This is a genomic window from Variovorax sp. E3 (assembly GCF_016082275.1).
Taxonomy (GTDB): domain Bacteria; phylum Pseudomonadota; class Gammaproteobacteria; order Burkholderiales; family Burkholderiaceae_C; genus Variovorax.
In genome coordinates this window covers 49543-69616 of record NZ_MOWM01000021.1, presented here as the reverse complement: position 1 = coordinate 69616, position 20074 = coordinate 49543, and the positions used below count along the sequence as shown (strand labels likewise).

General features: G+C 68.5%; 21 protein-coding genes and 2 pseudogenes. 9 read left to right on the top strand and 14 right to left on the bottom strand.

Annotated features, from left to right (window positions below; genetic code table 11):
- Positions 1 to 230: 230 nt before the first annotated feature.
- Positions 231 to 878, top strand: a complete 648-nt coding sequence (locus BMG07_RS10650; RefSeq protein WP_198084538.1) for a TetR/AcrR family transcriptional regulator — start codon at positions 231 to 233, stop codon at positions 876 to 878.
- A 4-nt stretch (positions 879 to 882) separates the two neighbouring features.
- Here BMG07_RS10650 and BMG07_RS10645 read toward each other — a convergent pair whose 3' ends face one another.
- Genes BMG07_RS10645 through BMG07_RS10640 form a run of 3 tightly spaced genes read right to left on the bottom strand, consistent with a single transcriptional unit; the run spans position 883 to position 2063 of the window.
- Positions 883 to 1074, bottom strand: a complete 192-nt coding sequence (locus tag BMG07_RS10645; RefSeq protein ID WP_198084537.1) for a hypothetical protein — start codon at positions 1072 to 1074, stop codon at positions 883 to 885.
- A gap of 33 nt (positions 1075 to 1107) precedes the next feature.
- Entirely contained in the window at positions 1108 to 1491 is a 384-nt protein-coding gene (locus BMG07_RS41895; protein WP_269758835.1) for a LysR substrate-binding domain-containing protein, read from the bottom strand.
- Positions 1419 to 2063, bottom strand: coding sequence for a LysR family transcriptional regulator (locus BMG07_RS10640; protein ID WP_269758831.1), 645 nt, complete (start codon positions 2061 to 2063; stop codon positions 1419 to 1421). Before BMG07_RS10640 ends, BMG07_RS41895 begins: the two co-directional genes overlap by 73 nt.
- A gap of 130 nt (positions 2064 to 2193) precedes the next feature.
- Here BMG07_RS10640 and BMG07_RS10635 point away from each other — a divergent pair, with 130 nt between their 5' ends.
- The gene (locus BMG07_RS10635; RefSeq protein ID WP_198084536.1) at positions 2194 to 3054 is read left to right on the top strand and encodes an oxidoreductase; all 861 of its coding nucleotides are present in this window, start codon (positions 2194 to 2196) and stop codon (positions 3052 to 3054) included.
- Positions 3055 to 3058: 4 nt separating this feature from the next.
- Here BMG07_RS10635 and BMG07_RS10630 read toward each other — a convergent pair whose 3' ends face one another.
- Positions 3059 to 3931, bottom strand: coding sequence for an N-formylglutamate amidohydrolase (locus BMG07_RS10630; RefSeq protein WP_198084535.1), 873 nt, complete (start codon positions 3929 to 3931; stop codon positions 3059 to 3061).
- Between the two features lie 12 nt (positions 3932 to 3943).
- A complete protein-coding gene (locus BMG07_RS10625) occupies positions 3944 to 4906 on the bottom strand; it encodes a tripartite tricarboxylate transporter substrate binding protein BugE (protein WP_198084534.1) in 963 nt (320 codons plus the stop codon).
- Positions 4907 to 5019: 113 nt separating this feature from the next.
- Between BMG07_RS10625 and BMG07_RS10620 the strand changes: the two are divergent.
- A pseudogene (locus tag BMG07_RS10620) lies at positions 5020 to 5954 on the top strand (LysR substrate-binding domain-containing protein).
- A 21-nt stretch (positions 5955 to 5975) separates the two neighbouring features.
- On the opposite strand, the gene BMG07_RS10615 reads toward BMG07_RS10620, so the two are convergent.
- Positions 5976 to 6974: a tripartite tricarboxylate transporter substrate-binding protein gene (locus tag BMG07_RS10615; RefSeq protein WP_198084533.1), complete on the bottom strand. Its 999-nt coding sequence runs from the start codon at positions 6972 to 6974 to the stop codon at positions 5976 to 5978.
- Between the two features lie 3 nt (positions 6975 to 6977).
- A complete protein-coding gene (locus BMG07_RS10610) occupies positions 6978 to 9941 on the bottom strand; it encodes a DNA topoisomerase III (RefSeq protein WP_198084532.1) in 2964 nt (987 codons plus the stop codon).
- Between the two features lie 85 nt (positions 9942 to 10026).
- Here BMG07_RS10610 and BMG07_RS10605 point away from each other — a divergent pair, with 85 nt between their 5' ends.
- Genes BMG07_RS10605 through BMG07_RS10595 form a run of 3 tightly spaced genes read left to right on the top strand, consistent with a single transcriptional unit; the run spans position 10027 to position 11737 of the window.
- Positions 10027 to 10671, top strand: coding sequence for an SET domain-containing protein (locus BMG07_RS10605; protein WP_198084531.1), 645 nt, complete (start codon positions 10027 to 10029; stop codon positions 10669 to 10671).
- Between the two features lie 2 nt (positions 10672 to 10673).
- Complete coding sequence (locus tag BMG07_RS10600; RefSeq protein ID WP_198084530.1) at positions 10674 to 11489, top strand: biotin--[acetyl-CoA-carboxylase] ligase; 816 nt, start codon at positions 10674 to 10676, stop codon at positions 11487 to 11489.
- A gap of 5 nt (positions 11490 to 11494) precedes the next feature.
- Positions 11495 to 11737, top strand: coding sequence for a sporulation protein (locus tag BMG07_RS10595; protein WP_198084529.1), 243 nt, complete (start codon positions 11495 to 11497; stop codon positions 11735 to 11737).
- Positions 11738 to 11755: 18 nt separating this feature from the next.
- On the opposite strand, the pseudogene BMG07_RS10590 reads toward BMG07_RS10595, so the two are convergent.
- The 3 genes and pseudogenes from BMG07_RS10590 to BMG07_RS10580 form a co-directional block, all read right to left on the bottom strand.
- Positions 11756 to 13197: pseudogene (locus BMG07_RS10590) on the bottom strand (sensor histidine kinase N-terminal domain-containing protein).
- A 67-nt stretch (positions 13198 to 13264) separates the two neighbouring features.
- Positions 13265 to 13936, bottom strand: a complete 672-nt coding sequence (locus BMG07_RS10585; RefSeq protein ID WP_198084528.1) for a response regulator transcription factor — start codon at positions 13934 to 13936, stop codon at positions 13265 to 13267.
- Between the two features lie 73 nt (positions 13937 to 14009).
- A complete protein-coding gene (locus BMG07_RS10580) occupies positions 14010 to 14495 on the bottom strand; it encodes a MarR family winged helix-turn-helix transcriptional regulator (RefSeq protein ID WP_198084527.1) in 486 nt (161 codons plus the stop codon).
- Positions 14496 to 14640: 145 nt separating this feature from the next.
- Between BMG07_RS10580 and recA the strand changes: the two genes are divergently transcribed.
- The 3 genes from recA to BMG07_RS10565 are packed head-to-tail and all read left to right on the top strand — an operon-like array spanning position 14641 to position 16678.
- The gene (gene recA, locus BMG07_RS10575; RefSeq protein ID WP_198084526.1) at positions 14641 to 15747 is read left to right on the top strand and encodes a recombinase RecA; all 1107 of its coding nucleotides are present in this window, start codon (positions 14641 to 14643) and stop codon (positions 15745 to 15747) included.
- Between the two features lie 54 nt (positions 15748 to 15801).
- Positions 15802 to 16263 (top strand): recombination regulator RecX, encoded by a 462-nt coding sequence (gene recX, locus BMG07_RS10570; RefSeq protein ID WP_198084525.1) that lies wholly within the window; start codon positions 15802 to 15804, stop codon positions 16261 to 16263.
- Positions 16244 to 16678 carry an SRPBCC family protein gene (locus BMG07_RS10565; protein ID WP_198084524.1) on the top strand — a complete coding sequence of 145 codons (435 nt, stop codon included), beginning with the start codon at positions 16244 to 16246 and terminating at the stop codon, positions 16676 to 16678. Before recX ends, BMG07_RS10565 begins: the two co-directional genes overlap by 20 nt.
- A gap of 30 nt (positions 16679 to 16708) precedes the next feature.
- Here BMG07_RS10565 and BMG07_RS10560 read toward each other — a convergent pair whose 3' ends face one another.
- Genes BMG07_RS10560 through BMG07_RS10545 form a run of 4 tightly spaced genes read right to left on the bottom strand, consistent with a single transcriptional unit; the run spans position 16709 to position 20057 of the window.
- Positions 16709 to 17818 carry a mandelate racemase/muconate lactonizing enzyme family protein gene (locus BMG07_RS10560; protein ID WP_198084523.1) on the bottom strand — a complete coding sequence of 370 codons (1110 nt, stop codon included), beginning with the start codon at positions 17816 to 17818 and terminating at the stop codon, positions 16709 to 16711.
- Between the two features lie 5 nt (positions 17819 to 17823).
- On the bottom strand, positions 17824 to 18645 hold the full coding sequence (locus BMG07_RS10555) for a transporter substrate-binding domain-containing protein (protein ID WP_198084522.1): 822 nt from the start codon (positions 18643 to 18645) through the stop codon (positions 17824 to 17826).
- Between the two features lie 52 nt (positions 18646 to 18697).
- Positions 18698 to 19426, bottom strand: coding sequence for an amino acid ABC transporter ATP-binding protein (locus tag BMG07_RS10550; protein WP_198084521.1), 729 nt, complete (start codon positions 19424 to 19426; stop codon positions 18698 to 18700).
- Positions 19410 to 20057: an amino acid ABC transporter permease gene (locus tag BMG07_RS10545; protein ID WP_198084541.1), complete on the bottom strand. Its 648-nt coding sequence runs from the start codon at positions 20055 to 20057 to the stop codon at positions 19410 to 19412. Before BMG07_RS10545 ends, BMG07_RS10550 begins: the two co-directional genes overlap by 17 nt.
- Positions 20058 to 20074 lie beyond the last annotated feature (17 nt).

Below are 20074 nucleotides of genomic sequence, written 5' to 3'. Positions count from 1 at the left end.
TTCGGCCACGTGCGCGAAGAGCGCGCAGGGCGCGCCGCCGTGCTGCGCGCGCGGGTCCCACGGGCCGCGCGCGAGCACGCTGGGCTGCCAGCCGTCGGGGCCTTGGCGGGTAAATACAGCGGGGTGGGAATCGTCCGGTGTCGGTGCGTCGGGGGCCATTGCAGAATCCATTCGATGGGTTCAAAAATTCTAGGAACAAGCCGGGCGCAAGGTGTTCGGGTTCGGCGGCCATGACGGGCGCGCGCACGGCGGCTGCCGCTCCCCGGAGAAAGCCGCGCCAGTCCCGCGCGCGCCACACCTCGCAGGCCTTGCAGGAAGCCTTTGTTCGGCTTTGGGTGGAGAAGGGCTACGCCGCCGTCACCATCCGCGAGATCGCGGCCGTGGCCGGCACGGGGCTCGGCAGCTTCTACGAATACTTCGAGAACAAGGAAGACCTGGCGCGCGTGTGCCTGCACCTGCGCTCCAAGGCGCTGCTGCTCGGCATCCGCGCGACCGTGGCCGCGCACGCGGGCCGGCCGCTGCGCGAGATCGTCGATGCGGTGGTCGACACGCAGCTCGACGCCCACCGCGAGCAGCCGCTGGCCTGGGGCGCGCACTACCTGCTGGAGCGGCACCTGTCGGGGCCCGAGGCCTACCGCAAGATGTACGACCGCTTCGTGGCCGAGTGGGTGGGCGTGCTCGATGCCGCCGGTGACCTGGCGGCCGATTGCCCGAAGAAGGAAGCAGCGCGCGTGTGCCAGACCATCCTCTACGGGCTGGTGGCGCACACGCACATCGGCACCGGCGGGCGGCCCGACCTGCAGGCGCTGTCACGCCAGCTGCGGGGGGCGCTGCACGGCTATCTGGCCGGGGTGGCCGGTAAGGCCGAAGTGGCCTGAGGGGTCAGCGCGAGCTCTTGTTCTGGTAGCCGCTGACGCTGGCGTCGATGGTGCCGAACACCGTCACACCGCTGCCCGACGGCGTGGTGGACGACGACGCGGCGCGGTCACCGCCGGGGGCCGTGCCGGTGCCCGCGCAACCCGCGACGAGCGCGCCCATCGCGACGGCGAAAACAGCTGCAATGAATGGCTTCACGGAAAACTCCAGGAGATGGTGGGACTGCGGCCACTATAGGCCGGCGCCCCGGCTGCCCTGTAACAACACACCCGGCGGCATCGGGGTTGTTGCGGGCTCGTTCGCAACGCGCAGGAAGTCGATCAGCGCGCGCAGCTTGGGCGGCACGCGCTTGCGGTCGGGGTAGTACAGCGTCAGGTCGGGCAGCGGCGTGGTCCAGTCGGCCAGCAACTGCACCAGCCGGCCGTCGGCCACGTGGCGCTCGGTGTAGCTGCTGATGAGGTTGGCAATGCCGATGCCGTCGACCGCCGCGTCGAGCATCACGGCCACGTCGTTCATCACGAGGCGGCCGCTCACGCCGAGCGTCAGGGCCTCGCCGTCTTTCTCGAGGCCCAGCGCTCCAGCTGGCCCGAGCTCTCGTAGCGAAAGCCGATGCAGTCGTGCGCCAGCAGCTCGCGCGGGTGTACCGGCGTGCCGCGCCCGGCCAGGTAGCGCGGCGCGGCGACGATGCTGTTGGCCAGCGGCGGGCCGACCCGCACGCCCACCATGTCGCGCTCGACCATGCCGCCGAAGCGGATGCCGGCGTCGAAGCCCATGCCCACGATGTCGACCAGCGCGCTGCTGATCGACACCTCGACATCGATGCGCGGGTGCGCGCGCAGGAAGCCGCCGAGCACCGGCTGCAGCACGAACAGGTAGGCCGCGCGCGGCACCGTGAGCCGCAGCAGCCCCGACGGGCGCTCCGCGCTGTCGCTCAGTTCGTCCGAAGCCGAGGCCAGCTCCTGCACGGCCGGGCGTATGCGTTCCAGAAAGCGAGCGCCGGCTTCGGTGAGGTTCACGCTGCGCGTGGTGCGGTTGAACAGCGCCACGCCCACGCGCTTTTCGAGCAGCCGCACGGCCTGGCTCACGGCCGAGGGCGACACGCCCAGGCGCACCGACGCGGCCGAAAAACCGCGCGTCTCGGCCACGGCCACGAAGGTGACGAGTCCGTCGAGCTGGTCCTGGCGCATGAAAGGTGGTCCGGTTTGATCTTGAAGAAAAGCTTCAAGGTGCTTCGTCGATTGGGCGGATTATCAAAGCGATGCGGCACGCGCACAGTGGCGCCATCGGTTCTCCCATCCACCCTTCAAGGACATCGCCATGGCATCCGCTTCATCCTCACCCAAGACCTGGTTCATCACCGGCGTCAGCAGCGGCTTCGGCCGCGCACTCGCGCAGGAGGCGCTGGCCGCCGGCCACCGCGTGGTGGGCACGCTGCGCAACGAGGCCGCGCGCGCCGGGTTCGACGCGCTGCGGCCCGGCCGCTCGTTCGGCCGCCTGCTCGACGTGACGCAGGGCGCCGACGTGCTGCGCGTGGTGGCCGAGGTCGAGGCCTCGGTCGGCCCCATCGACGTGCTGGTCAACAACGCGGGCTACGGCCACGAGGGCACGATCGAGGAATCGTCGCTCGACGAACTGCGCCAGCAGTTCGAGGTGAACGTGTTCGGCGCGGTGGCCGTGGCCCAGGCCGTGCTGCCGTTCATGCGGGCGCGCCGCCGCGGCCACATCCTGAACATCACCTCGATGGGCGGCATCGTGACCTTCCCGGGGCTGGGCTACTACCACGGCAGCAAGTTCGCGCTCGAGGGCCTCTCGGAAACGCTGGGCAAGGAGGTCGCGAGCTTCGGCATCCACGTGACGGCGGTGGAGCCCGGCGGTTTTCGCACCGACTGGGCGGGCCGCTCGATGGTGCGCGCGCCGCAGACCATCGCCGACTACGCGCCGGTGATGGGCCCGGTGCGCGAGCGCCGCCTGGCGCGCAGCGGCAAGCAGGACGGCGACCCGGTGAAGGCCGCGCGCGCCATGATCCGCATCACCGAAAGCGCCAACCCGCCCGCGCACCTGCTGCTCGGCCCCGACGCGGTGAAGGTGGTGCGCGAGAAGCTCGGTGCGCTGCAGGAAGAGATCAAGGCGTGGGAGGCGCTGTCGGTGTCCACCGACTTCACGCCCACCACAGCCTGATCGATCAGCGCGGGTCCGTCGCCAGCAGCATCTCGACCATCGAGCGCAGGTGCCCCTGCAGCCGGCTCGCGTCGGCTTCGTTCAGCGCCAGCGTGGCCTCGTCCATGTAGAGCTTGCGGTTGATCTCGACCTGGATGCTGTGCCGGTTCGCGGCCGGGTTGCCGTGCCGGCGCACCAGCTCCACGCCCTTGTAGGGGTGGTTGTAGTCCACGCTGTAGCCCAGCGCGCGCAGGTGCTCGCAGATCCGTTGCGACAGCGCCGGGTCGGCGGTGCTGCCGTCGCGGTCGCCGATCACGAAGTCGGCATGCGCCAGCCCCGGGAAGTCGGTCGCGTGGCTGGCCGCGACGGCCGGCATCGAGTGGCAGTTGATGTGGATGCTGTAGCCGTGCCGCGCATGCGCGTCGTCCACGGCCTGCGCCACCGCCGCGTGGTACGGGCGCCAGCAGCTGTCGATGCGCTGGCGCACTTCGTCGACCGTGAGCTGCCGGCCGTAGATCGGCAGGCCCTCGTCGGTGAGCTTCCAGATCAGGCCCTTGCCCAGGCGCACTTTCGACAGCACGCGCGGGTCGCTCGACACCGGCTCGGTCCACGTGCCGTCGAGCATGGTGGTGTCGATCTCGGTGGTGTCGCGGTTGGCGTCCAGGTAGCTGCGCGGAAAGTGCGCCTCGATCCAGGCGGCGCCCAGGTCGGGCGCGAAGGCGTAGAGCTTCTCGACGTGCGTGTCTTCGGCCCGGCGCAAGGTGGCGAGGTCGCGCACCGTGTCGAAGTCGTCGGGGTAGACGGTGCCGCTGTGCGGAGAGTCCAGCACCAGCGGGGTATGCCCGGCGACGCTTGTCACCTGGGCGCGGGTTTGAATCAGTTTCAGGACAGGATGCATAGGCAGGCTCGGTCAGTCCAATCGGATGCGCGCGAAAGCGGCGACCTTCTTCATCTTCTCGATCTCGGTCGCGATCTGCTTCGTGAACTCGGCCGGCGTGGTGCCCGAGGCGTACAGCCCCTGCAGCGCCAGGCGTTCGCGCACCGAGTTGTCCTTCAGCGCCGTCACCACCGCCTGCTGCATGCGCAGCGCGATCTCGGGCGAGGTGCCCGCGGGCGCCACCAGGCCGAACCACGACGGGTCGTTGTTGGCCGGGTAGCCCAGTTCGCCGTAGGTCGGCACCTCGGGCAGCACGTCGAGGCGGCCGCTCCAGGACACGGCCATCGCCTTCAGCTTGCCCGACTTCACGTGCGGCAGCGACGACGCCACCTGGTCGAAGTACACCGGCACCTGGCCCGCGAGCACGTCGTTGATGGCCGGGCCCGCACCGCGGTAGGGGATGTGCACCATCGAGGTTCCGGTGCTGCTCTTGAACAGCTCGCCCCACATGTGGCCGATGGTGCCGTTGCCCGGCGAGGCGTACGACACCTTGCCGGGGTTGGCCTTCAGGTACTTGACCAGTTCCGCGAAGTTGGCGACCGGCAGCACCGACGGATTGATGACGACCACGCCCGGCGCCTTCACCAGCTCGGTCACGGCCACGAAGCCCTTGACGGGGTCGTAGGGCAGCTTCTGGTAGACGGCCGGGTTCACGCCGTGCGTGGACAGCGTGGCCACGCCGAAGGTCAGGCCGTCGGGCGTGGCGCGGGCCAGTTCGGCCATGCCGATGGAGCCGCCGGCGCCGGCGCGGTTGTCGATGACCACCGGCTGCTGGAGGATCTTGCCGAGCGGCTCGGAGAGCACGCGCGCGGTGATGTCGGTGGCGCCGCCGGGCGGGAAGGGCACGACCATCCGGATCGGCTTGCCTTGGGCAAAGGATATTCCAGGGAGGATAGAAGCAGCAGCCAGCGTGGAAATGAAATGACGACGTTGCATGGGGGAGTGTTCCAATGTGCTTTTGAGGGCGAAGAGCGATTTGCCACCTCACCTGTAGCAAAGGATATACCCGCTAACATTCTGATCTGGAATGTTTTAATGGGCATCCCGCCATGTCGCTGCGACGTCTCAACCCTCCCCTGAACCTGCTGCGCGCCTTCTCGACGGTGGTGCGCTTCGGCGGCGTCTCGCGCGCGGCCGAGGCGCTGCACCTCACGCAGGGCGCGGTCAGCAAGCAGGTGCAGGAGCTCGAACGCTGGATCGGCGCGCCGCTGTTCGAGCGCAACCGCAAGCGGCTGGCGCTCACGCCCGCCGGCGAGCGCTACGAGAAGGCGGTGCGCGCCCTGCTCGCGCAACTGGAGGCGGCCACGCTGGAGCTCATCACCAGCGGCGACGGCGGCGGCGCGCTGCACCTGTCGACCCTGCCCACCTTCGGCGCCAAGTGGCTGATTCCACGGCTTCCCGATTTCCAGCGCGCGCATCCGCAGATCACGCTGCATTTCGTGCCCTTCGTGCACGGCTACGACTTCGAGCGGCCCGAGCTCGACTGCGCCATCCTGTTCGGCGACGGTCACTGGCCCGGCGCGCAATCGCACTACCTCGCGGGGCGCGACGTGGCGCTGATCGCGCCGCGCGCGGCGCAGGCCGAGGTGGTCATTCGCACGCCGCAGGACGTGGCGCGCTGCACGCTGCTGCGCCACGTCACCGTGCCGCAGTCGTGGCTGCAATGGAGCGAGACGCACGGCGTGCGGGGGCTCGACCCGCTGGCCGGCCCGCAGTTCGACCAGTTCCAGACCATGATCCGCGCGGTGATGGTCGGCATGGGCGTGGCGCTGGTGCCGCGCTGCCTGGTGCAGGACGAGATCACGTCGGGCCTGGTCGACGAGCCGCTGCCCGGTGGCGGCTACCGCGGCAACGAGGGCTACTGGTTCTGCTACCCGGAAGGCGCGGCCAGCTCGCCACGCTCGATCATTTCCGCAGCTGGCTGCTGGCGGAGGTCGACCGCGCGAAAGAGGCGGTGCCGGCCGCAAGCCCCGCGCCGCGCTGACGCCGGGTTCTCTCGTTCTTCTTATTCGGGCTTCGCGCCCGAGGCCTTCACGGCCGCGCCCCAGAGGCGGATCTCGCTCGCCACGAAGCGGTCGAACTCGCCCGGCGTGGTCGGCGCGGGCTCGGAGCCGCGCTCGCGAATGAAGCGCGCCATCTGCTCGCTCTTCAGGATGTCGGTCACCTCGTGGTTCAGGCGCTCGACGATCTCGGTCGGCGTGCCGCGCGGCGCCATCAGCCCGAGCCAGCCCACGGCCTCGAAGTTGGCGGTGCCCGGCACGCGGCTTTCGGCCACGGTGGGCACGTCGGGCAATTGCGACGAGCGCGTGGCCGACGTGACCGCCAGCGCCACCGCCTTGCCCGACTTGATGTGCGGCAGCGCGGCCGTCACCGAGTCGACCATCAGCGGCACCTGGTTGCCCAGGAAGTCCGACTGCGCCGGGCCGCTGCCCCGGTACGGAATGTGCGTAATGAACACATGCGCCGCCGCCTTGTACATCTCGCCCGACAGGTGCTGCGTGCCGCCGATGCCGGCGCTCGCGTAGCTCAGCCGGCCGGGCTCGGCCTTGGCGCGCGCCGTGAGCTCAGCGAGCGTGCGGATGCCGCTTTCAGGCGTGGCCAGGAACACCAGCGGCACCTTCGCGATCAGCGAGATGCCGACCAGGTCGCGGCGCGGGTCGAAGCCCGGCTTGGCGTAGAGCGTCTGGTTCACCGCCATCGCGCTGCCCGCCACCACCAGCGTGTAGCCGTCGGGCTGCGAGCGCACCACGAACTCGGTGCCGATGTTGCTGCCGGCGCCGGCCTTGTTGTCGATGATCACCGGCTGGCCCAGCCGCTTGCCGAGCTGCTCGGCCAGCGCGCGGGCGAAGATGTCGGTGGCCTGCCCCGGCGGGAAGGGCACGACCAGCTTCACGGGCTTGTCGGGCCACGCGGCGGCATGGGCCAGGCCCGCGCCGCCGAACAACAAGGCGGTCATCCCGACGGCCGCCGCGACAAGGCTTGCGCCGAAGTGTCTGCGCCGCATGGCTCAGGGCGCCGAGAGGTGCTTGCCCACGATGCCCGCGAGTTCGAACATCGTCACCTGGTCCTTGCCGAACACCGGCTTGAGCTTGGCGTCGGCGTTGATGGCGCGCTTGTTGGTCGCGTCCTGCAGGCCGTTGGCCTTGATGTAGTCCCACAGCTTCTTGATGACCTCGGTGCGCGCCACCGGTTCGGCGCCGATCACCGCGGCCAGCGAGTCGCTGGGTTTCAGGCCCGCGCCGGGCTTGCGCGGCGCGGCCGCCTTCTTCGCGGCCGGGGCTTTCTTGGCCGCGGGCGTCTTCTTCGCCGCCACCTTCTTGGCGGCCGCCGTCTTGCCCGCGGGCGCGGCCTTGCCGAAGGTCTTGCGCGGCGGGAACTTGCTGCCGCCTTCGCGCGGCGCGAACTCGAAGGTCACCTTGCCCTCTTCGGCGTTCCAGGTCAGGAAGGCCTTGAAGGCGCGGCGCGTGCGCATGCTCACGAACTTGTCGAGCAGGTCGGTCTTGCCGGTGGCCAGCAGCTTTTCCATCTGCGCGCGCTCCACCGGCTGCTGCAGGATGATCTTGCCGGTCTTGAAGGTGCAGCTGGGCGTGGGCTGCGCGTTGGTCGGCACCGACTTCTCGCAGACGTAGTTGCTGCCGTGCTCGAACACCGGCGCGCCGCACACCGGGCACGGGCCCACGGTGTCCTGCTCGCTGAAGTCGACGATCTCGCCGCTCTCGGCGTTCTTGTCGTCGCCGAAGTCGAACTCCAGCTTCCAGTTCTTCGCCTCTTCGTCGAACTTGATGACGATCTCGGAGGTGAAGGGCCAGCCCGCCTTGGAGCGGAAGCCTTCGAGCGGGCCGATGTGCTTGTCGCGCAGCAGCGCCTCGGCCTCGGCCACCTCGAAGGTGCGCCCGGCCGGCGACTTGCCGAACGAGAAGCCGCAGGCGTCCTCGCCCGTGCCGCTCTTGCCGGTGCAGGCGTAGCGGCGGTAGTTTTCCTTCACGACGCCGCCGCAGTTGGGGCACGGCGTCTGCAGGGTCGAGTAGTCGCCCGGCACGGTGTCGCGGTCGTACTCCTTGGCCTTCTTCACGATGTGCTCGGTCATCGCGGCGATCTCGCGCATGAAGGCGTCGCGGCTGAGCGACCCCTTCTCCATCTGCGCGAGCTTGTATTCCCACTCGCCGGTCAGCTCGGCCTTGGAGAGTTCTTCCACGCCCAGGCCGCGCAGCAGCGTCATCAGCTGGAAGGCCTTGGCCGTGGGAATGAGTTCACGGCCTTCGCGCAGCATGTACTTCTCGGCAATCAGCCCTTCGATGGTGGCCGCGCGCGTGGCTGGCGTGCCCAAGCCCTTTTCCTGCATGGCCTCGCGCAGCTCGTCGTCGTCGATGGTCTTGCCCGCGCCTTCCATGGCGCCGAGCAGCGTGGCTTCGGAGTAGCGCGCGGGCGGGCGCGTCTTCAGGCCCTTGGTGTCGACCGTCTCGGCCTTGACGATCTCGCCCGGCTTCACCGGCACGAGGCGCTTGCCGTCCTTGTCGTCTTCCTTCTCGTCGTCCTGGGCTTCCTTGCCGTAGATGGCCAGCCAGCCCGGCTTGACCAGCACCTTGCCGTCGGTGCGGAAGGGGTACTTCTTGCCGCCCTGCTCCACCGTGCTGATGCGCGTGGTCACCTGGTATTCGGCGCTCGGGAAGAACACCGACATGAAGCGGCGCACCACGAAGTCGTACAGCTTCTGCTCGGCGTCGCTCAGGCCGCTGGGGGCTTGCAGCGTCGGGATGATGGCGAAGTGATCCGACACCTTGGCGTTGTCGAAGATGCGCTTGTTGGGCCGCACGTAGTTGCCGTCGACCGCCTGCTGGGCGAACGGCGCCAGGTGCTTCATGCCGCTGTTGGCCAGCATGCCCATGGTCTGCTTGACCACCGGCAGGTAGTCTTCGGGCAGCGCGCGCGAATCGGTACGCGGGTAGGTCAGCGCCTTGTGGCGTTCGTACAGGCTCTGGGCCAGCGCCAGCGTGGTCTTGGCGCTGAAGCCGAAGCGGCCGTTGGCCTCGCGCTGCAGCGAGGTCAGGTCGAACAGCATCGGCGAGGCCTGCGTGGTGGGCTTGCTCTCTTCGGTGACGGTGGCGGGCTTGCCGCGCGAGGCGTCGGCGATGGCGCGGGCCTCCTGTTCGTTCCACACGCGGTCCGCGCGTTGCTCCGCATCGGGCTCGCCGTTGGCCAGCAGCGGCGCGTTGGCCTTCTTCCAGTCGGGGTTGAACCACTTGCCCGGATAGTCGCCGGCCTCGGCCGCGAAGCTGCCGTGGATTTCCCAGTAGTCGCGCGAGACGAACTTGCGGATCTGCTCCTCGCGCTCCACCACCACCGACAGCGTGGGCGTCTGCACCCGGCCCACGGTCGTGAGGAAGAAGCCGCCGTCGCGCGAATTGAACGCGGTCATGGCGCGCGTGCCGTTGATGCCCACCAGCCAGTCGGCCTCGGAGCGCGAGCGCGCGGCGTCGGCCAGGCCCTGCATCTGCTTCTCGGTGCGCAGCGCGTCGAAGCCGTCGCGGATGGCCTGCGGCGTCATCGACTGCAGCCACAGCCGCTTGACCGGCTTGTTCAGCCCGGCCTTGCCGCCGGCGTATTGCTCGATCAGGCGGAAGATCAGCTCACCCTCGCGGCCCGCGTCGCAGGCGTTGATCAGTTGCGTCACGTCCTTGCGCTTGGCCTGCTTGACCACGGCGTTCAGGCGCGTCTTCGTCTTGTCGACCGGCTTGAGGTCGAAATGCGGCGGAATCACGGGCAGGTTGGCAAAACTCCACTTGCCCCGCTTGACGTCGAATTCCTCGGGCGCCTGGATTTCGACCAGGTGACCGACAGCGCTGGTCACGACATAACTGTCGTTCTCGAAATGCTCGTCATGTTTGTCGAATTTGCCGGCCACCGGCGTGAGGGCACGGACGATGTCCTGTGCCACCGACGGCTTTTCTGCGATTACCAACGTCTTTGTCATCTATGGGCTCTCTATACTCTGCGGCTTCCCGCGTGCGCACGCGCACACGCGCATGTGTGCATATTCAAACTAACAGACTTCGGCGATGCCTTCCAAATCCCCACTTTCCGCGGGCCGCCGCATCCAGATGCGGCGCTCCGATGTCCACGGCAACGGCGTCTTCGCCGTGCAGGACCTGGCCGAAGGCGAAACGCTGATCGAATACAAGGGCGAGGTCATCAGCTGGAAAGAGGCGCTGCGCCGCCATCCGCACGACCCGGCCCAGCCCAACCACACCTTCTACTTCCACATCGACGACGGGCGGGTGATCGACGGCAACGTCAAGGGCAACGACGCACGCTGGATCAATCACTCGTGCGAACCGAACTGCGAAGCCGATGAGGTCGATGGGCGCGTTTATATCAAGGCGCTGCGCAACATCGCTGCAGGAGAAGAACTCAATTACGACTACGGCCTGATCATCGACGAGCCGTACACGCCCAAGCTGCTGTCCGAATTTCCTTGCTGGTGCGGTTCCGAGGCATGCCGCGGCACGCTGCTGACACCCAAGGATGAGGACGAAGAAAAGAAAAAGAAGAAGAAAGACAAAAAGAAGGCTGAAAAGAAAAAGGCCGAAAAAAAGGCTGAGAAGAAGGACGACGCCAAGAAGGCGGAAAAGAAGGCCGACAAGAAAGCCGAGAAAAAGAGCGAGAAAAAGTCCGCCAAGAAAGACAAGTCCGACAAGGACTGAGCATGGCCAGCCACACCTGCGCCGACTGGTTCGAAGACCGGATCGCCGCGGCGGTCGCGCCGCTGTTGCCCGGCTTCACGGTCGAGGCCGTGGCCGAAATCGACTCCACCAACACCGAGCTGATGCGCCGCGCGCGCGCCGGGCGTGTCGAGCCCGTGCTGCTCGTGGCCGAGCGCCAGACCGCGGGGCGCGGCCGCCTCGGGCGCCCCTGGCAGAGCGCGCAGCAGCAGGAAGAGCCCGCATCGCTGCTGTTCTCGCTGGGCCTGCCGCTCGCGCCCGCCGACTGGTCGGGCCTGTCGCTGGCGGTCGGTGTCTCCGTGGTCGAAAGCCTCGACCCCACTGGCGAGCACAAGGTCGGTCTCAAGTGGCCCAACGACGTGTGGGTCAACGACAGCAAGCTGGTGGGCATCCTCATCGAAACGGCGCTGCCGTCCGCCGGGCGGGCCGATGCAGCGCGCTACCTCGTGATCGGCATCGGCATCAACATCGGCCCGCGCGACGCCGCCGGCATGCGCACGCCGCCGGCCTGGCTGCACCAGTGGCGCCCCGAAGCCAAGGCGCCCGAGGTGCTGGCCGAACTGGCGTTGCCGCTCGTACGCTCCGTGCTCGACTTCGAGGCGCGGGGCTTCGCGCCCTTTGCCGAACGCTTTGCCGCGCGCGACGTGCTGCGCGGGCGCGAAGTGGTGCTCAGCGACGGCAGCGCCGGCCTGTGCGAAGGCGTGGCCTGGGGCGGCGAACTGCAGGTGCGCACCGACGCCGGACTGCAGCTGATTTCCAGCGACGAAGTGAGCGTACGCCCTCGCGGCATGGCGTTCTGAATCTTATGAAGCTGCGCCTGCTTCTTGTTGTTCTGCTGCTGGCCAACGCGGGCTACTTCCTGTGGGCGCGCGGCGACCTGGTCGGCTTCGGCCTGGCGCCGGCGGGGCTCAACGAGCGCGAGCCGCAGCGGCTGGCGCGGCAGATCCGGCCCGAGTGGCTGCAGATCCGCAAGGACGTGAAGGCGGCGGCGTCCGCTGCGCCTGCCGCGCCCACTGCCCCTGCTGCGCCTGCGGCACCGGCCCCCTGAGCCTGGCGGCCGGCCCGCTCAAGCGGCCGTTTCGCTTTCGAAACGCACCGTGAACAGCGCCCCCGGCGGATGCTTGCCGGGATGCGCGTCTTCCAGCTTCACCTGCGCGCGGTGCTGGTTCGCGATCTCGCGCACGATCGGCAGGCCCAGTCCCGAGCCGTCGGCCTCGTTGCCGAGCACGCGGTAGAAGGGCTCGAACACCAGCTCGCGGTCGGCTTCGGCAATGCCGGGGCCGTTGTCCTCCACCTGCAGCAGCAGCACGTGACCGAAGGGGTCGGCCAGCACGCGCACGGTGATCAGGCCGGGGCGCTCCGGTGTCGAGGGCGTGTAGTTGAGTGCGTTGTCGACCAGGTTGCGCACCAGCTCTTTCAGCAGCGTCTGGTTGCCGTCGAACATCACGCCCGGCGCGCCCGCCTCGGCGCCGTCGTAGCCCAGGTCGATGCGCTTCTCGATGCGCGCGGCACGGCCTCGCGCACCACTTCGATGGTCAGCCGCGCGAGGTCGCAGGGCTGGTGGTGCACGTTGGCGCTGTTGCCCTCGGCGCGCGCCAGCGACAGCAGCTGGTTCACCGTGTGCGTGGCGCGCTTGCTGGCGCGGCCGATCTGCTTGAGCGACTGCTTCAGCTCGTCGGCGTTGGCGCCCTCGCGCTGCGCCAGGTCGGCCTGCATGCGCAGGCCCGCGAGCGGCGTCTTGAGCTGGTGCGCCGCGTCGGCCAGGAAGCGCTTCTGCGTGCCGATGGAGTCGTTGAGCTTGTCGAGCAGCTCGTTCACCGAAGACACCAGCGGCACCACCTCCAGCGGCACCGACGACTCGTCGAGCGGGCTCAGGTCGCCGGGGCGGCGTTCGCGGATGCGCGCCTCCACCACCGACAGCGGCTTGATTCCGCGCACCAGCGCCAGCCAGATCAGCAGCACCGCCAGCGGCAGGATCGCGAACTGCGGCAGCAGCACGCCCTTGATGATCTCGGCCGCCAGCACCGACTGCTTCTCGCGCGTCTCCGCCAGCTGCAGCAGCGAGGGCGACACGTCGTCGCTGCCGCTGGCGATCCACATCGAGGCCACGCGCACCGGCAGGCCGTGCACGTCGCTGTTGTGCAGGAACACCTGGTTGGGCGGCAGCGGCTCGTCGAGGCCGGGCTGCGGAATGTCGCGTTCGCCGCTTTGCAGCGTGCCGTGGCCGTCGAGCAACTGGTAGTACACGTGGCCGGCGTCGTCGGCCCGCAGGATCTCGCGCGCCGACTGCGACAGCACGAATTGCGTCTGTCCGTCCTTCACCGTGACCAGCTCGGCCAGCGCCTTCACGTTGTGCTCGAGCGCGCGGTCGAAGGGCGCGTTGGCAATGCCCTGCGCCACCAGCCACGTGACGCCGATGCTCACCGGCACCAGCAGCAGCAGCGGCGTGAGCATCCAGTCGAGGATTTCGCCGAACAGGGAGCGCTGCGCGCGCTGGAAGAGCTTCATCGCACCGAGTCCTCCGGCGCGCCGGCGTCGCTGCGCGCGCGCGGCGGCCTTGCCGGGCGCGTCGCCGTCACTGGATCTTTTCGAGGCAATAGCCCAGCCCGCGCACCGTCGCGATACGCACCGGGCCCTTCTCGATCTTCTTGCGCAGGCGGTGGATGTACACCTCGATGGCGTTCAGGCTCACCTCCTCGCCCCATTCGCAGAGGCGGTCGACCAGCTGGTCCTTGCTCACCAGCCGGCCGGCGCGCTGCAGCAGCACTTCGAGCAGGCCGAGCTCGCGCGCCGACAGCTCGACCATCTTGCCGTCGATGGTAGCCACGCGGCCGCCCTGGTCGTACACCAGCGGGCCGTGGCGGATGGTGTTGCTGGTGGTGCCCATGCCGCGCCGCGTGAGGGCGCGCACGCGCGCTTCCAGCTCCTGCAGGCTGAAGGGCTTGGCCATGTAGTCGTCGGCGCCGTGGTCCAGGCCCTTGACGCGCTCTTCCACGCTGTCGGCCGCCGTGAGCACCAGCACAGGCAGTTGCGAGCCGCGCGCGCGCAGGCGCTTCAGGATCTCGATGCCGTGCAGGCTCGGCAGCCCGAGGTCGAGGATCAGCAGGTCGAACTCGTCGTGGGTCATGAGCGCGGTGTCGGCCTGCGAGCCGTTCGCCACGTGGTCGACCGCCGCGCCCGAGGTGCGCAGGCTGCGCAGCAGGGCATCGGCCAGCACCTGGTCGTCTTCGGCAATCAGAATCCGCATATGCGCCACCTCCGGCCTGTTTCGGGTGTCGGGCGCCCCACCGGCGCCGTTCACATTTGTCTCTCTTGGGAGTCTAGCCCGCCGTATAGGCTTCGAGTCCGATGGTTACCACGGTGGCGATGTCGTTGCCGACGCTGCTTCTGAACTCGCGCTCGGCCTGCGTCACCGCGCTGCGGAAGGCGTCGAGCCAGGCCAGCCCGTCGGCCGTGAACAGCACGCGCCGCGCCCGCGCGTCCAGCGCGTCGGGCCCGCGCGTGACCAGCCCCCAGGCCTCGCACTGGTCGACCAGCGCGCCCATGGCCTGCTTGGTCATGCCGGCGCGTTCGGCCAGCTCGGTGAGGCGCGAGCCCTCGCGCGCCAGGTGCCGCGTGATGTGGATGTGCGCCGCGCTCACCTGCGCGCGTGCCGCGAGGTTCGACAGGGCCAGCGGCACGTCGACGTCGTGCGCCATCAGCTCGAGCACGCGCGCGTCGAAGCGGCGCATTGCATGGCCCAGCAGGCGGCCCAGGTGGGTTTGCCGCCAGGCGTCGGGATCGGTCGGGAAAGCGGCTTCGGCCATGGCGGCAAATGGTAAAGCAAACTGACCAAAAAATGGGTTTACTCGAATCCATGAGCCCCTACACTACTGTTCAAGCATCCAGCCTGTGATTAAAAGCAGATGGATGAAACCCAACACAAACCGTTGATTTTCAAGGAGTTTCCACATGGACGCAGTCGTCAAGGGCGCAAGCATCTCGGTCGCCAACAGTGAAAAGGCCAAGGCCCTCCAGGCCGCGCTGGCCCAGATCGAAAAGCAGTTCGGCAAGGGCACGATCATGCGGCTCGGCGAAGGCGAGGCGCTGGAAGACATCCAGGTGGTCTCCACCGGCTCGCTGGGCCTGGACATCGCGCTGGGCGTCGGCGGCCTGCCGCGCGGCCGCGTCATCGAAATCTACGGCCCTGAATCCTCGGGCAAGACCACGCTCACGCTGCAGGTCATCGCCGCCATGCAGAAGCAGGCCGGCACCTGCGCCTTCGTCGACGCCGAGCACGCCCTCGACGTGCAATACGCCCAGAAGCTCGGCGTGAACCTGTCCGACCTGCTGATCAGCCAGCCCGACACCGGCGAGCAGGCCCTGGAAATCGTCGATTCGCTGGTGCGCTCCGGCGCCGTGGACCTGATCGTGGTCGACTCGGTCGCCGCGCTCACGCCCAAGGCCGAAATCGAAGGCGAAATGGGCGACTCGCTGCCCGGCCTGCAGGCCCGCCTGATGAGCCAGGCGCTGCGCAAGCTCACCGCCACCATCAAGAAGACCAACTGCATGGTCATCTTCATCAACCAGATCCGCATGAAGATCGGCGTGATGTTCGGCTCGCCCGAAACCACCACCGGCGGCAACGCGCTGAAGTTCTACGCCTCGGTGCGCCTGGACATCCGCCGCATCGGCACCATCAAGAAGGGCGACGAGGCCATCGGCAACGAAACCAAGGTCAAGGTGGTGAAGAACAAGGTCTCGCCCCCGTTCAAGACGGCCGAGTTCGACATCCTGTTCGGCGAGGGCATCAGCCGCGAAGGCGAAATCATCGACATGGGCGTGAACGCCAAGATCGTCGACAAGTCGGGTGCCTGGTACGCCTACAACGGCGAGAAGATCGGCCAGGGCCGCGACAACGCCCGCGAGTTCCTGCGCGAGAACCCCGAGCTGTCGCGCGAGATCGAGAACAAGGTGCGCGAGTCGCTGGGCATTCCGCTGCTGGCCGCCGATGCCGGCGCCACGCCCGAGAAGCCGCAGAAGGCCGCCAAGGCCGAGAAGGCGGACAAGGGCGAGTAAGCCCTGCCGAGCGCGGCGCTTCGCGGGGCCGTGCGAGCGAGCGATCGACCCCGCATGGCATTCAACGCCCCGTCCCTCAAAGGCCGCGCACTGCGCCTCCTGAGCCAGCGCGAGCATTCGCGCGCGGAGCTGGAGCGCAAGCTGGCCAGGCATGAAGAAGAGCCCGGCACGCTGGCGAAGGCGCTCGACGAACTGGCCGCCAAGGACTTCATCAGCGAACCGCGCGTGGTGGCCTCGGTGCTCAACCAGCGCGCGGCCCGTTCGGGCGCGCTGCGGGTGAAGCAGGAGCTGCAGGCCAAGGGCATCGCGCCCGAAGCCATCGCCGAGGCGGTGGCCGGCCTGCAGGACACCGAGGTGGCGCGCGCCACCGCCCTCTGGCGCCGTCGCTTCGACGCGCCGCCCGCCGACGCGAAGGAACGGGCCAGGCAAATGCGATTTCTGATGGCGCGCGGGTTTGCGGGCGCTGTCGTGTCCAAGGTGCTCAGGAGCGACTTCGATGATGAAACCCACGAATGAAGACGGCCAGGCCGCGCAGTCCCGCGTCATCACGCAGCGCGTGGCCTGCGAATGGCGCCGCGCCTATGTGCTGGCGGCCGACCCCAAGCGCCTGCCCGACTGGGCCAGCGGCCTCGCCAGGAGCGCGCTGGTGCCGCACGGCGACCACTGGATCGTGCGCACGCCCGAGAGCGGCGACGCCCGCATGCGTTTCGCGCCGCGCAACGACTTCGGCGTGCTCGACCACTGGGTTGCGCCCGAAGGCGTGCCCGAGGTCTACCTGCCGTTTCGCGTGATCGGCATCGCGCCCGACGCCTGCGAGCTGCAGTTCACGCTGCTGCGCCAGCCGCACATGGACGATGCGGCCTTCGAGCGCGACGCGGGCTGGATCGCGCGCGACCTGCGCTCGCTGCGCAGCCTGCTCGAAGCCGACTGAGGCTCGGCCTTTCTCGCCTTTCTCGCCTTTTCAGCCGCGCACCACGATCGGCGTGAACTTGCGCCGCGCCCTCAGCTGTTCGGCGTCCCACTCGATGCCCAGCCCCGGCGTTTCCGGCGCGACCGCATGGCCTTCCTCGATGCGCAGGCGGCTCGTCGTCAGGTCGTCGAGCTGCGGGATGTACTCGACCCAGCGCGCATTCGGTACCGCCGCGCACAGGCTCACGTGCAGCTCCATCAGGAAGTGCGGGCACATCGCGATGTTGTGCGCTTCGGCCAGGTGCGCGATCTTGAGCCACGGCGTGATGCCGCCCACGCGCGCCACGTCGGCCTGCACGATCGAGCAGGCGCCCTGCTGGATGTATTCGGCGAACTGCGACGGGTGGTACATCGACTCGCCCACCGCGATCGGCACCGTGGTGCTCGCCAGCAGCTGCGCATGCGCGCGCACGTGCTCGGCCGGCATCGGCTCCTCGAACCACGCGAGGTCCAGCGGCGCGTACTGGCGCGCGCGGCGAATGGCCTCGGCCACGGTGAAGCTCTGGTTGGCGTCGACCATCAGCTCGAAGTCCGCGCCCACGGCCTCGCGCACGGCCGACAGGCGCGCAATGTCCTGCGCCACGTGCGGCTTGCCGACCTTGATCTTCGCGCCCAGGAAGCCGTCGGCCTTGGCCGCGAGTGTCTGCTCGACCAGCTGCGCGGGCTCGATGTGCAGCCAGCCGCCCTCGGTCGTGTAGACCGGCACGCGCGGCTGCGCACCGCCCGCCAGGCGCCACAGCGGCAGGTTCGACGCGCGCGCGTTGCGGTCCCACAGCGCGGTGTCGATGGCCGCCAGCGACAGGCTGGTGATCGCGCCGACCGCGGTTGCGTGCGTGTGGAAGAACAGGTCGCGCCAGATGGCCTCGTACTGCTGCGGATCGCGCCCGATCAGGCGCGGCGCGAGGTGGTCGTTCAAGAGCGCCACGATGGACGAGCCGCCCGTGCCGATGGTGTACGTGTAGCCCGTGCCCGCCGAGCCGTCGTCGCAGCGCACGGTGACCATCACGGTCTCCTGCGTCACGAAGGACTGGATGGCGTCGGTGCGCTTGACCTTCGGCGCGATGTCGATCTGCGCGATCTCGACCTGGTCGATCTTTGCCATGGTGCTCAGCTCGCGTTGCGCATCACGTCGGGCGGCAGGTCGGCGCCGTGGAACTTCTTGTAGATGGTGTTGAGCTCGCCGCTCTTGAGCTGCGCCTTCACGAACTCGTCGAGCTTGGCCTTCAGGCGCGGCTCGTTCTTGCGCATGCCGATGGCCAGCATGTTGACCTTCATGGTGAACTTCGGCTCCATCTGCTTGGCCGGGTTCTTCTCGTTGATGGTCTTCAGGAGCGGCGGCGCGGTCGCGAAGATGTCGGCCTGCCCGCTCACCACGGCGGTGATGGAGGTGGCGTCGTCGTCGAAGCGCACGATCTGCGCGCCGGCCGGCAGGATCTTGGTCACTTCCTGGTCGTTGGTGGTGCCGCGCGTCGAAATCACTTTCTTGCCGGCCAGGTCGGCCGGGCCCGTGATGGTCATGCTCTTGGGCGCGCCCACCACGGCCAGGATGGCGGCGTAGGGCACGGAGAAGTCGACCACCTTCTCGCGCTCGGGCGTGACCGACATGCTCGAGATCACGATGTCGGCCTTGTCGGTCTGCAGGAACGGAATGCGGTTGGCGCCGGTGGTCGGCACGATCTCGAGCTCCAGGCCCAGGCTCTTGGCCAGCAGCTTCGCGGCCTCGACGTCGGAGCCGGTGGCGTTGAGCTTTTCGTCCTTGAAGCCGTAAGGCGGCACGGCCAGATCGATGGCGATGCGGATCTTCTTGGCGGCGGTGATGGTGTCGAGCTGGTCGGCATGCGCGGCGGTGCCCGCGAAGGCCAGCGGCAGGGCCAGTGCGAGCGCACAAAGCAGGGCGCCGCGGCGGCGGGCGAAGAGAGAGTGGGTCATCGAATGTCTCCTGGTGTCGTGTGAATGAAAAAGAGCGACGGGCGCACGCGGCTCAGAGCCCGGTGCCGATGAACTGGCGCAGCTCGGGCGTTTGCGGGTTGCTGAGGATGCTGGCGTCGCCCTCCTCCCAGACCAGCCCCTGGTGCATGTAGATGACCTTGTCGGCCACGCCGCGCGCAAAGGCCATCTCGTGCGTCACCAGGATCATGGTCATGCCCTCGGACGCGAGCTTTTCCATCACCTTGAGCACTTCGCCGGTGAGCTGCGGGTCGAGCGCGGATGTCACTTCGTCGAACAGCATGAGCTGCGGCTTCATCGCGAGCGAGCGCGCAATGGCCACGCGCTGCTGCTGGCCGCCCGAGAGCTGCTCGGGGTAGGCGTCGGCCTTCTCGGCCAGGCCCACGCGCGCCAGCACTTCCATGGCAATGGCGTTGGCTGCGGAGGCGCTCGCCTTCTTGACCGACTGCGGCGCGAGCGTGATGTTCTGCTTGACCGTGAGGTGCGGGAACAGGTTGTAGCTCTGGAACACGATGCCCACGTCCTTGCGCAGCGCGCGCAGGTTCAGGGCGGGGTCATGCACCGCGTGGCCGCAGCACTGGATGGTGCCGCTGTCGATGGTCTCGAGCCGGTCGATGCAGCGCAGCGCCGTGCTCTTGCCCGAGCCGCTCTGGCCGATGATGGCCACCACCTGGCCGCGCTGGACCGAGAACGACACGCCTTTCAGCACATGCAGCTTGCCGAAGTGCTTGTGGACTTCGTTGAGTTCAACCACGGGCTGCATTGAGCTTCCTTTCAAGGGCGCGACTCCATCGCGAGAGCGGGTAGCAAAGAATGAAATAGAGAACCACCGCGCACCCGAAGTACAGGAAGGGCTGGAAGGTCGAGTTGTTCAGCACCTTGGCGTTGTAGGAGAGCTCGGCATAGCCGACCACCAGCGACGCGATCGATGTGTTCTTGATGATCTGCACCAGGAAGCCGACCGTGGGCGGCGTCGCGATGCGCAGCGCCTGCGGCAGGATCACGCGGCGCATGCGCTCCCAGCGCGTGAGCGCCAGGCATTCGGCCGCCTCCCACTGGGCGCGCGGCACGGCCTGGATGCAGCCGCGCCAGATTTCGCCGAGGAAGGCGCTGGCGTAGACGGTGATGGCCAGCGCCGCGGCAACCAGCGCCGGCACCGAGCCGATGCCCGCGATGTTGGGCCCGAAGAAGCACACGCCCATCAGCACCAGCAGCGGCGTGCCCTGGATGACCTGGATGTAGCCCGCGGCCGCCACGCGCACCGCCTTGACGGGCGACACGCGCGCCAGCGCCACCGCCAGGCCGATGAGCCCGCCGCCCACGAACGCGAGCGCCGAGAGCTGCACCGTGCCCCACGCGCCCATCAGGAGAAAGCCGAGGTGATCGGCCGGCATGAATGTCATGGCGCGGC

What these genes read in the sequence shown, in the direction of transcription:
- BMG07_RS10650 (WP_198084538.1), top strand. Translation starts at nt 231, where the DNA reads ATGACGGGCGCGCGCACGGCGGCTGCCGCTCCCCGGAGAAAGCCGCGC.
- BMG07_RS10640 (WP_269758831.1), bottom strand. Translation starts at nt 2,063, where the DNA reads ATGCGCCAGGACCAGCTCGACGGACTCGTCACCTTCGTGGCCGTGGCC.
- BMG07_RS10635 (WP_198084536.1), top strand. Translation starts at nt 2,194, where the DNA reads ATGGCATCCGCTTCATCCTCACCCAAGACCTGGTTCATCACCGGCGTC.
- BMG07_RS10630 (WP_198084535.1), bottom strand. Translation starts at nt 3,931, where the DNA reads ATGCATCCTGTCCTGAAACTGATTCAAACCCGCGCCCAGGTGACAAGC.
- BMG07_RS10625 (WP_198084534.1), bottom strand. Translation starts at nt 4,906, where the DNA reads ATGCAACGTCGTCATTTCATTTCCACGCTGGCTGCTGCTTCTATCCTC.
- BMG07_RS10615 (WP_198084533.1), bottom strand. Translation starts at nt 6,974, where the DNA reads ATGCGGCGCAGACACTTCGGCGCAAGCCTTGTCGCGGCGGCCGTCGGG.
- BMG07_RS10610 (WP_198084532.1), bottom strand. Translation starts at nt 9,941, where the DNA reads ATGACAAAGACGTTGGTAATCGCAGAAAAGCCGTCGGTGGCACAGGAC.
- BMG07_RS10605 (WP_198084531.1), top strand. Translation starts at nt 10,027, where the DNA reads ATGCCTTCCAAATCCCCACTTTCCGCGGGCCGCCGCATCCAGATGCGG.
- BMG07_RS10600 (WP_198084530.1), top strand. Translation starts at nt 10,674, where the DNA reads ATGGCCAGCCACACCTGCGCCGACTGGTTCGAAGACCGGATCGCCGCG.
- BMG07_RS10595 (WP_198084529.1), top strand. Translation starts at nt 11,495, where the DNA reads ATGAAGCTGCGCCTGCTTCTTGTTGTTCTGCTGCTGGCCAACGCGGGC.
- BMG07_RS10585 (WP_198084528.1), bottom strand. Translation starts at nt 13,936, where the DNA reads ATGCGGATTCTGATTGCCGAAGACGACCAGGTGCTGGCCGATGCCCTG.
- BMG07_RS10580 (WP_198084527.1), bottom strand. Translation starts at nt 14,495, where the DNA reads ATGGCCGAAGCCGCTTTCCCGACCGATCCCGACGCCTGGCGGCAAACC.
- recA (WP_198084526.1), top strand. Translation starts at nt 14,641, where the DNA reads ATGGACGCAGTCGTCAAGGGCGCAAGCATCTCGGTCGCCAACAGTGAA.
- recX (WP_198084525.1), top strand. Translation starts at nt 15,802, where the DNA reads ATGGCATTCAACGCCCCGTCCCTCAAAGGCCGCGCACTGCGCCTCCTG.
- BMG07_RS10565 (WP_198084524.1), top strand. Translation starts at nt 16,244, where the DNA reads ATGATGAAACCCACGAATGAAGACGGCCAGGCCGCGCAGTCCCGCGTC.
- BMG07_RS10560 (WP_198084523.1), bottom strand. Translation starts at nt 17,818, where the DNA reads ATGGCAAAGATCGACCAGGTCGAGATCGCGCAGATCGACATCGCGCCG.
- BMG07_RS10555 (WP_198084522.1), bottom strand. Translation starts at nt 18,645, where the DNA reads ATGACCCACTCTCTCTTCGCCCGCCGCCGCGGCGCCCTGCTTTGTGCG.
- BMG07_RS10550 (WP_198084521.1), bottom strand. Translation starts at nt 19,426, where the DNA reads ATGCAGCCCGTGGTTGAACTCAACGAAGTCCACAAGCACTTCGGCAAG.
- BMG07_RS10545 (WP_198084541.1), bottom strand. Translation starts at nt 20,057, where the DNA reads ATGCCGGCCGATCACCTCGGCTTTCTCCTGATGGGCGCGTGGGGCACG.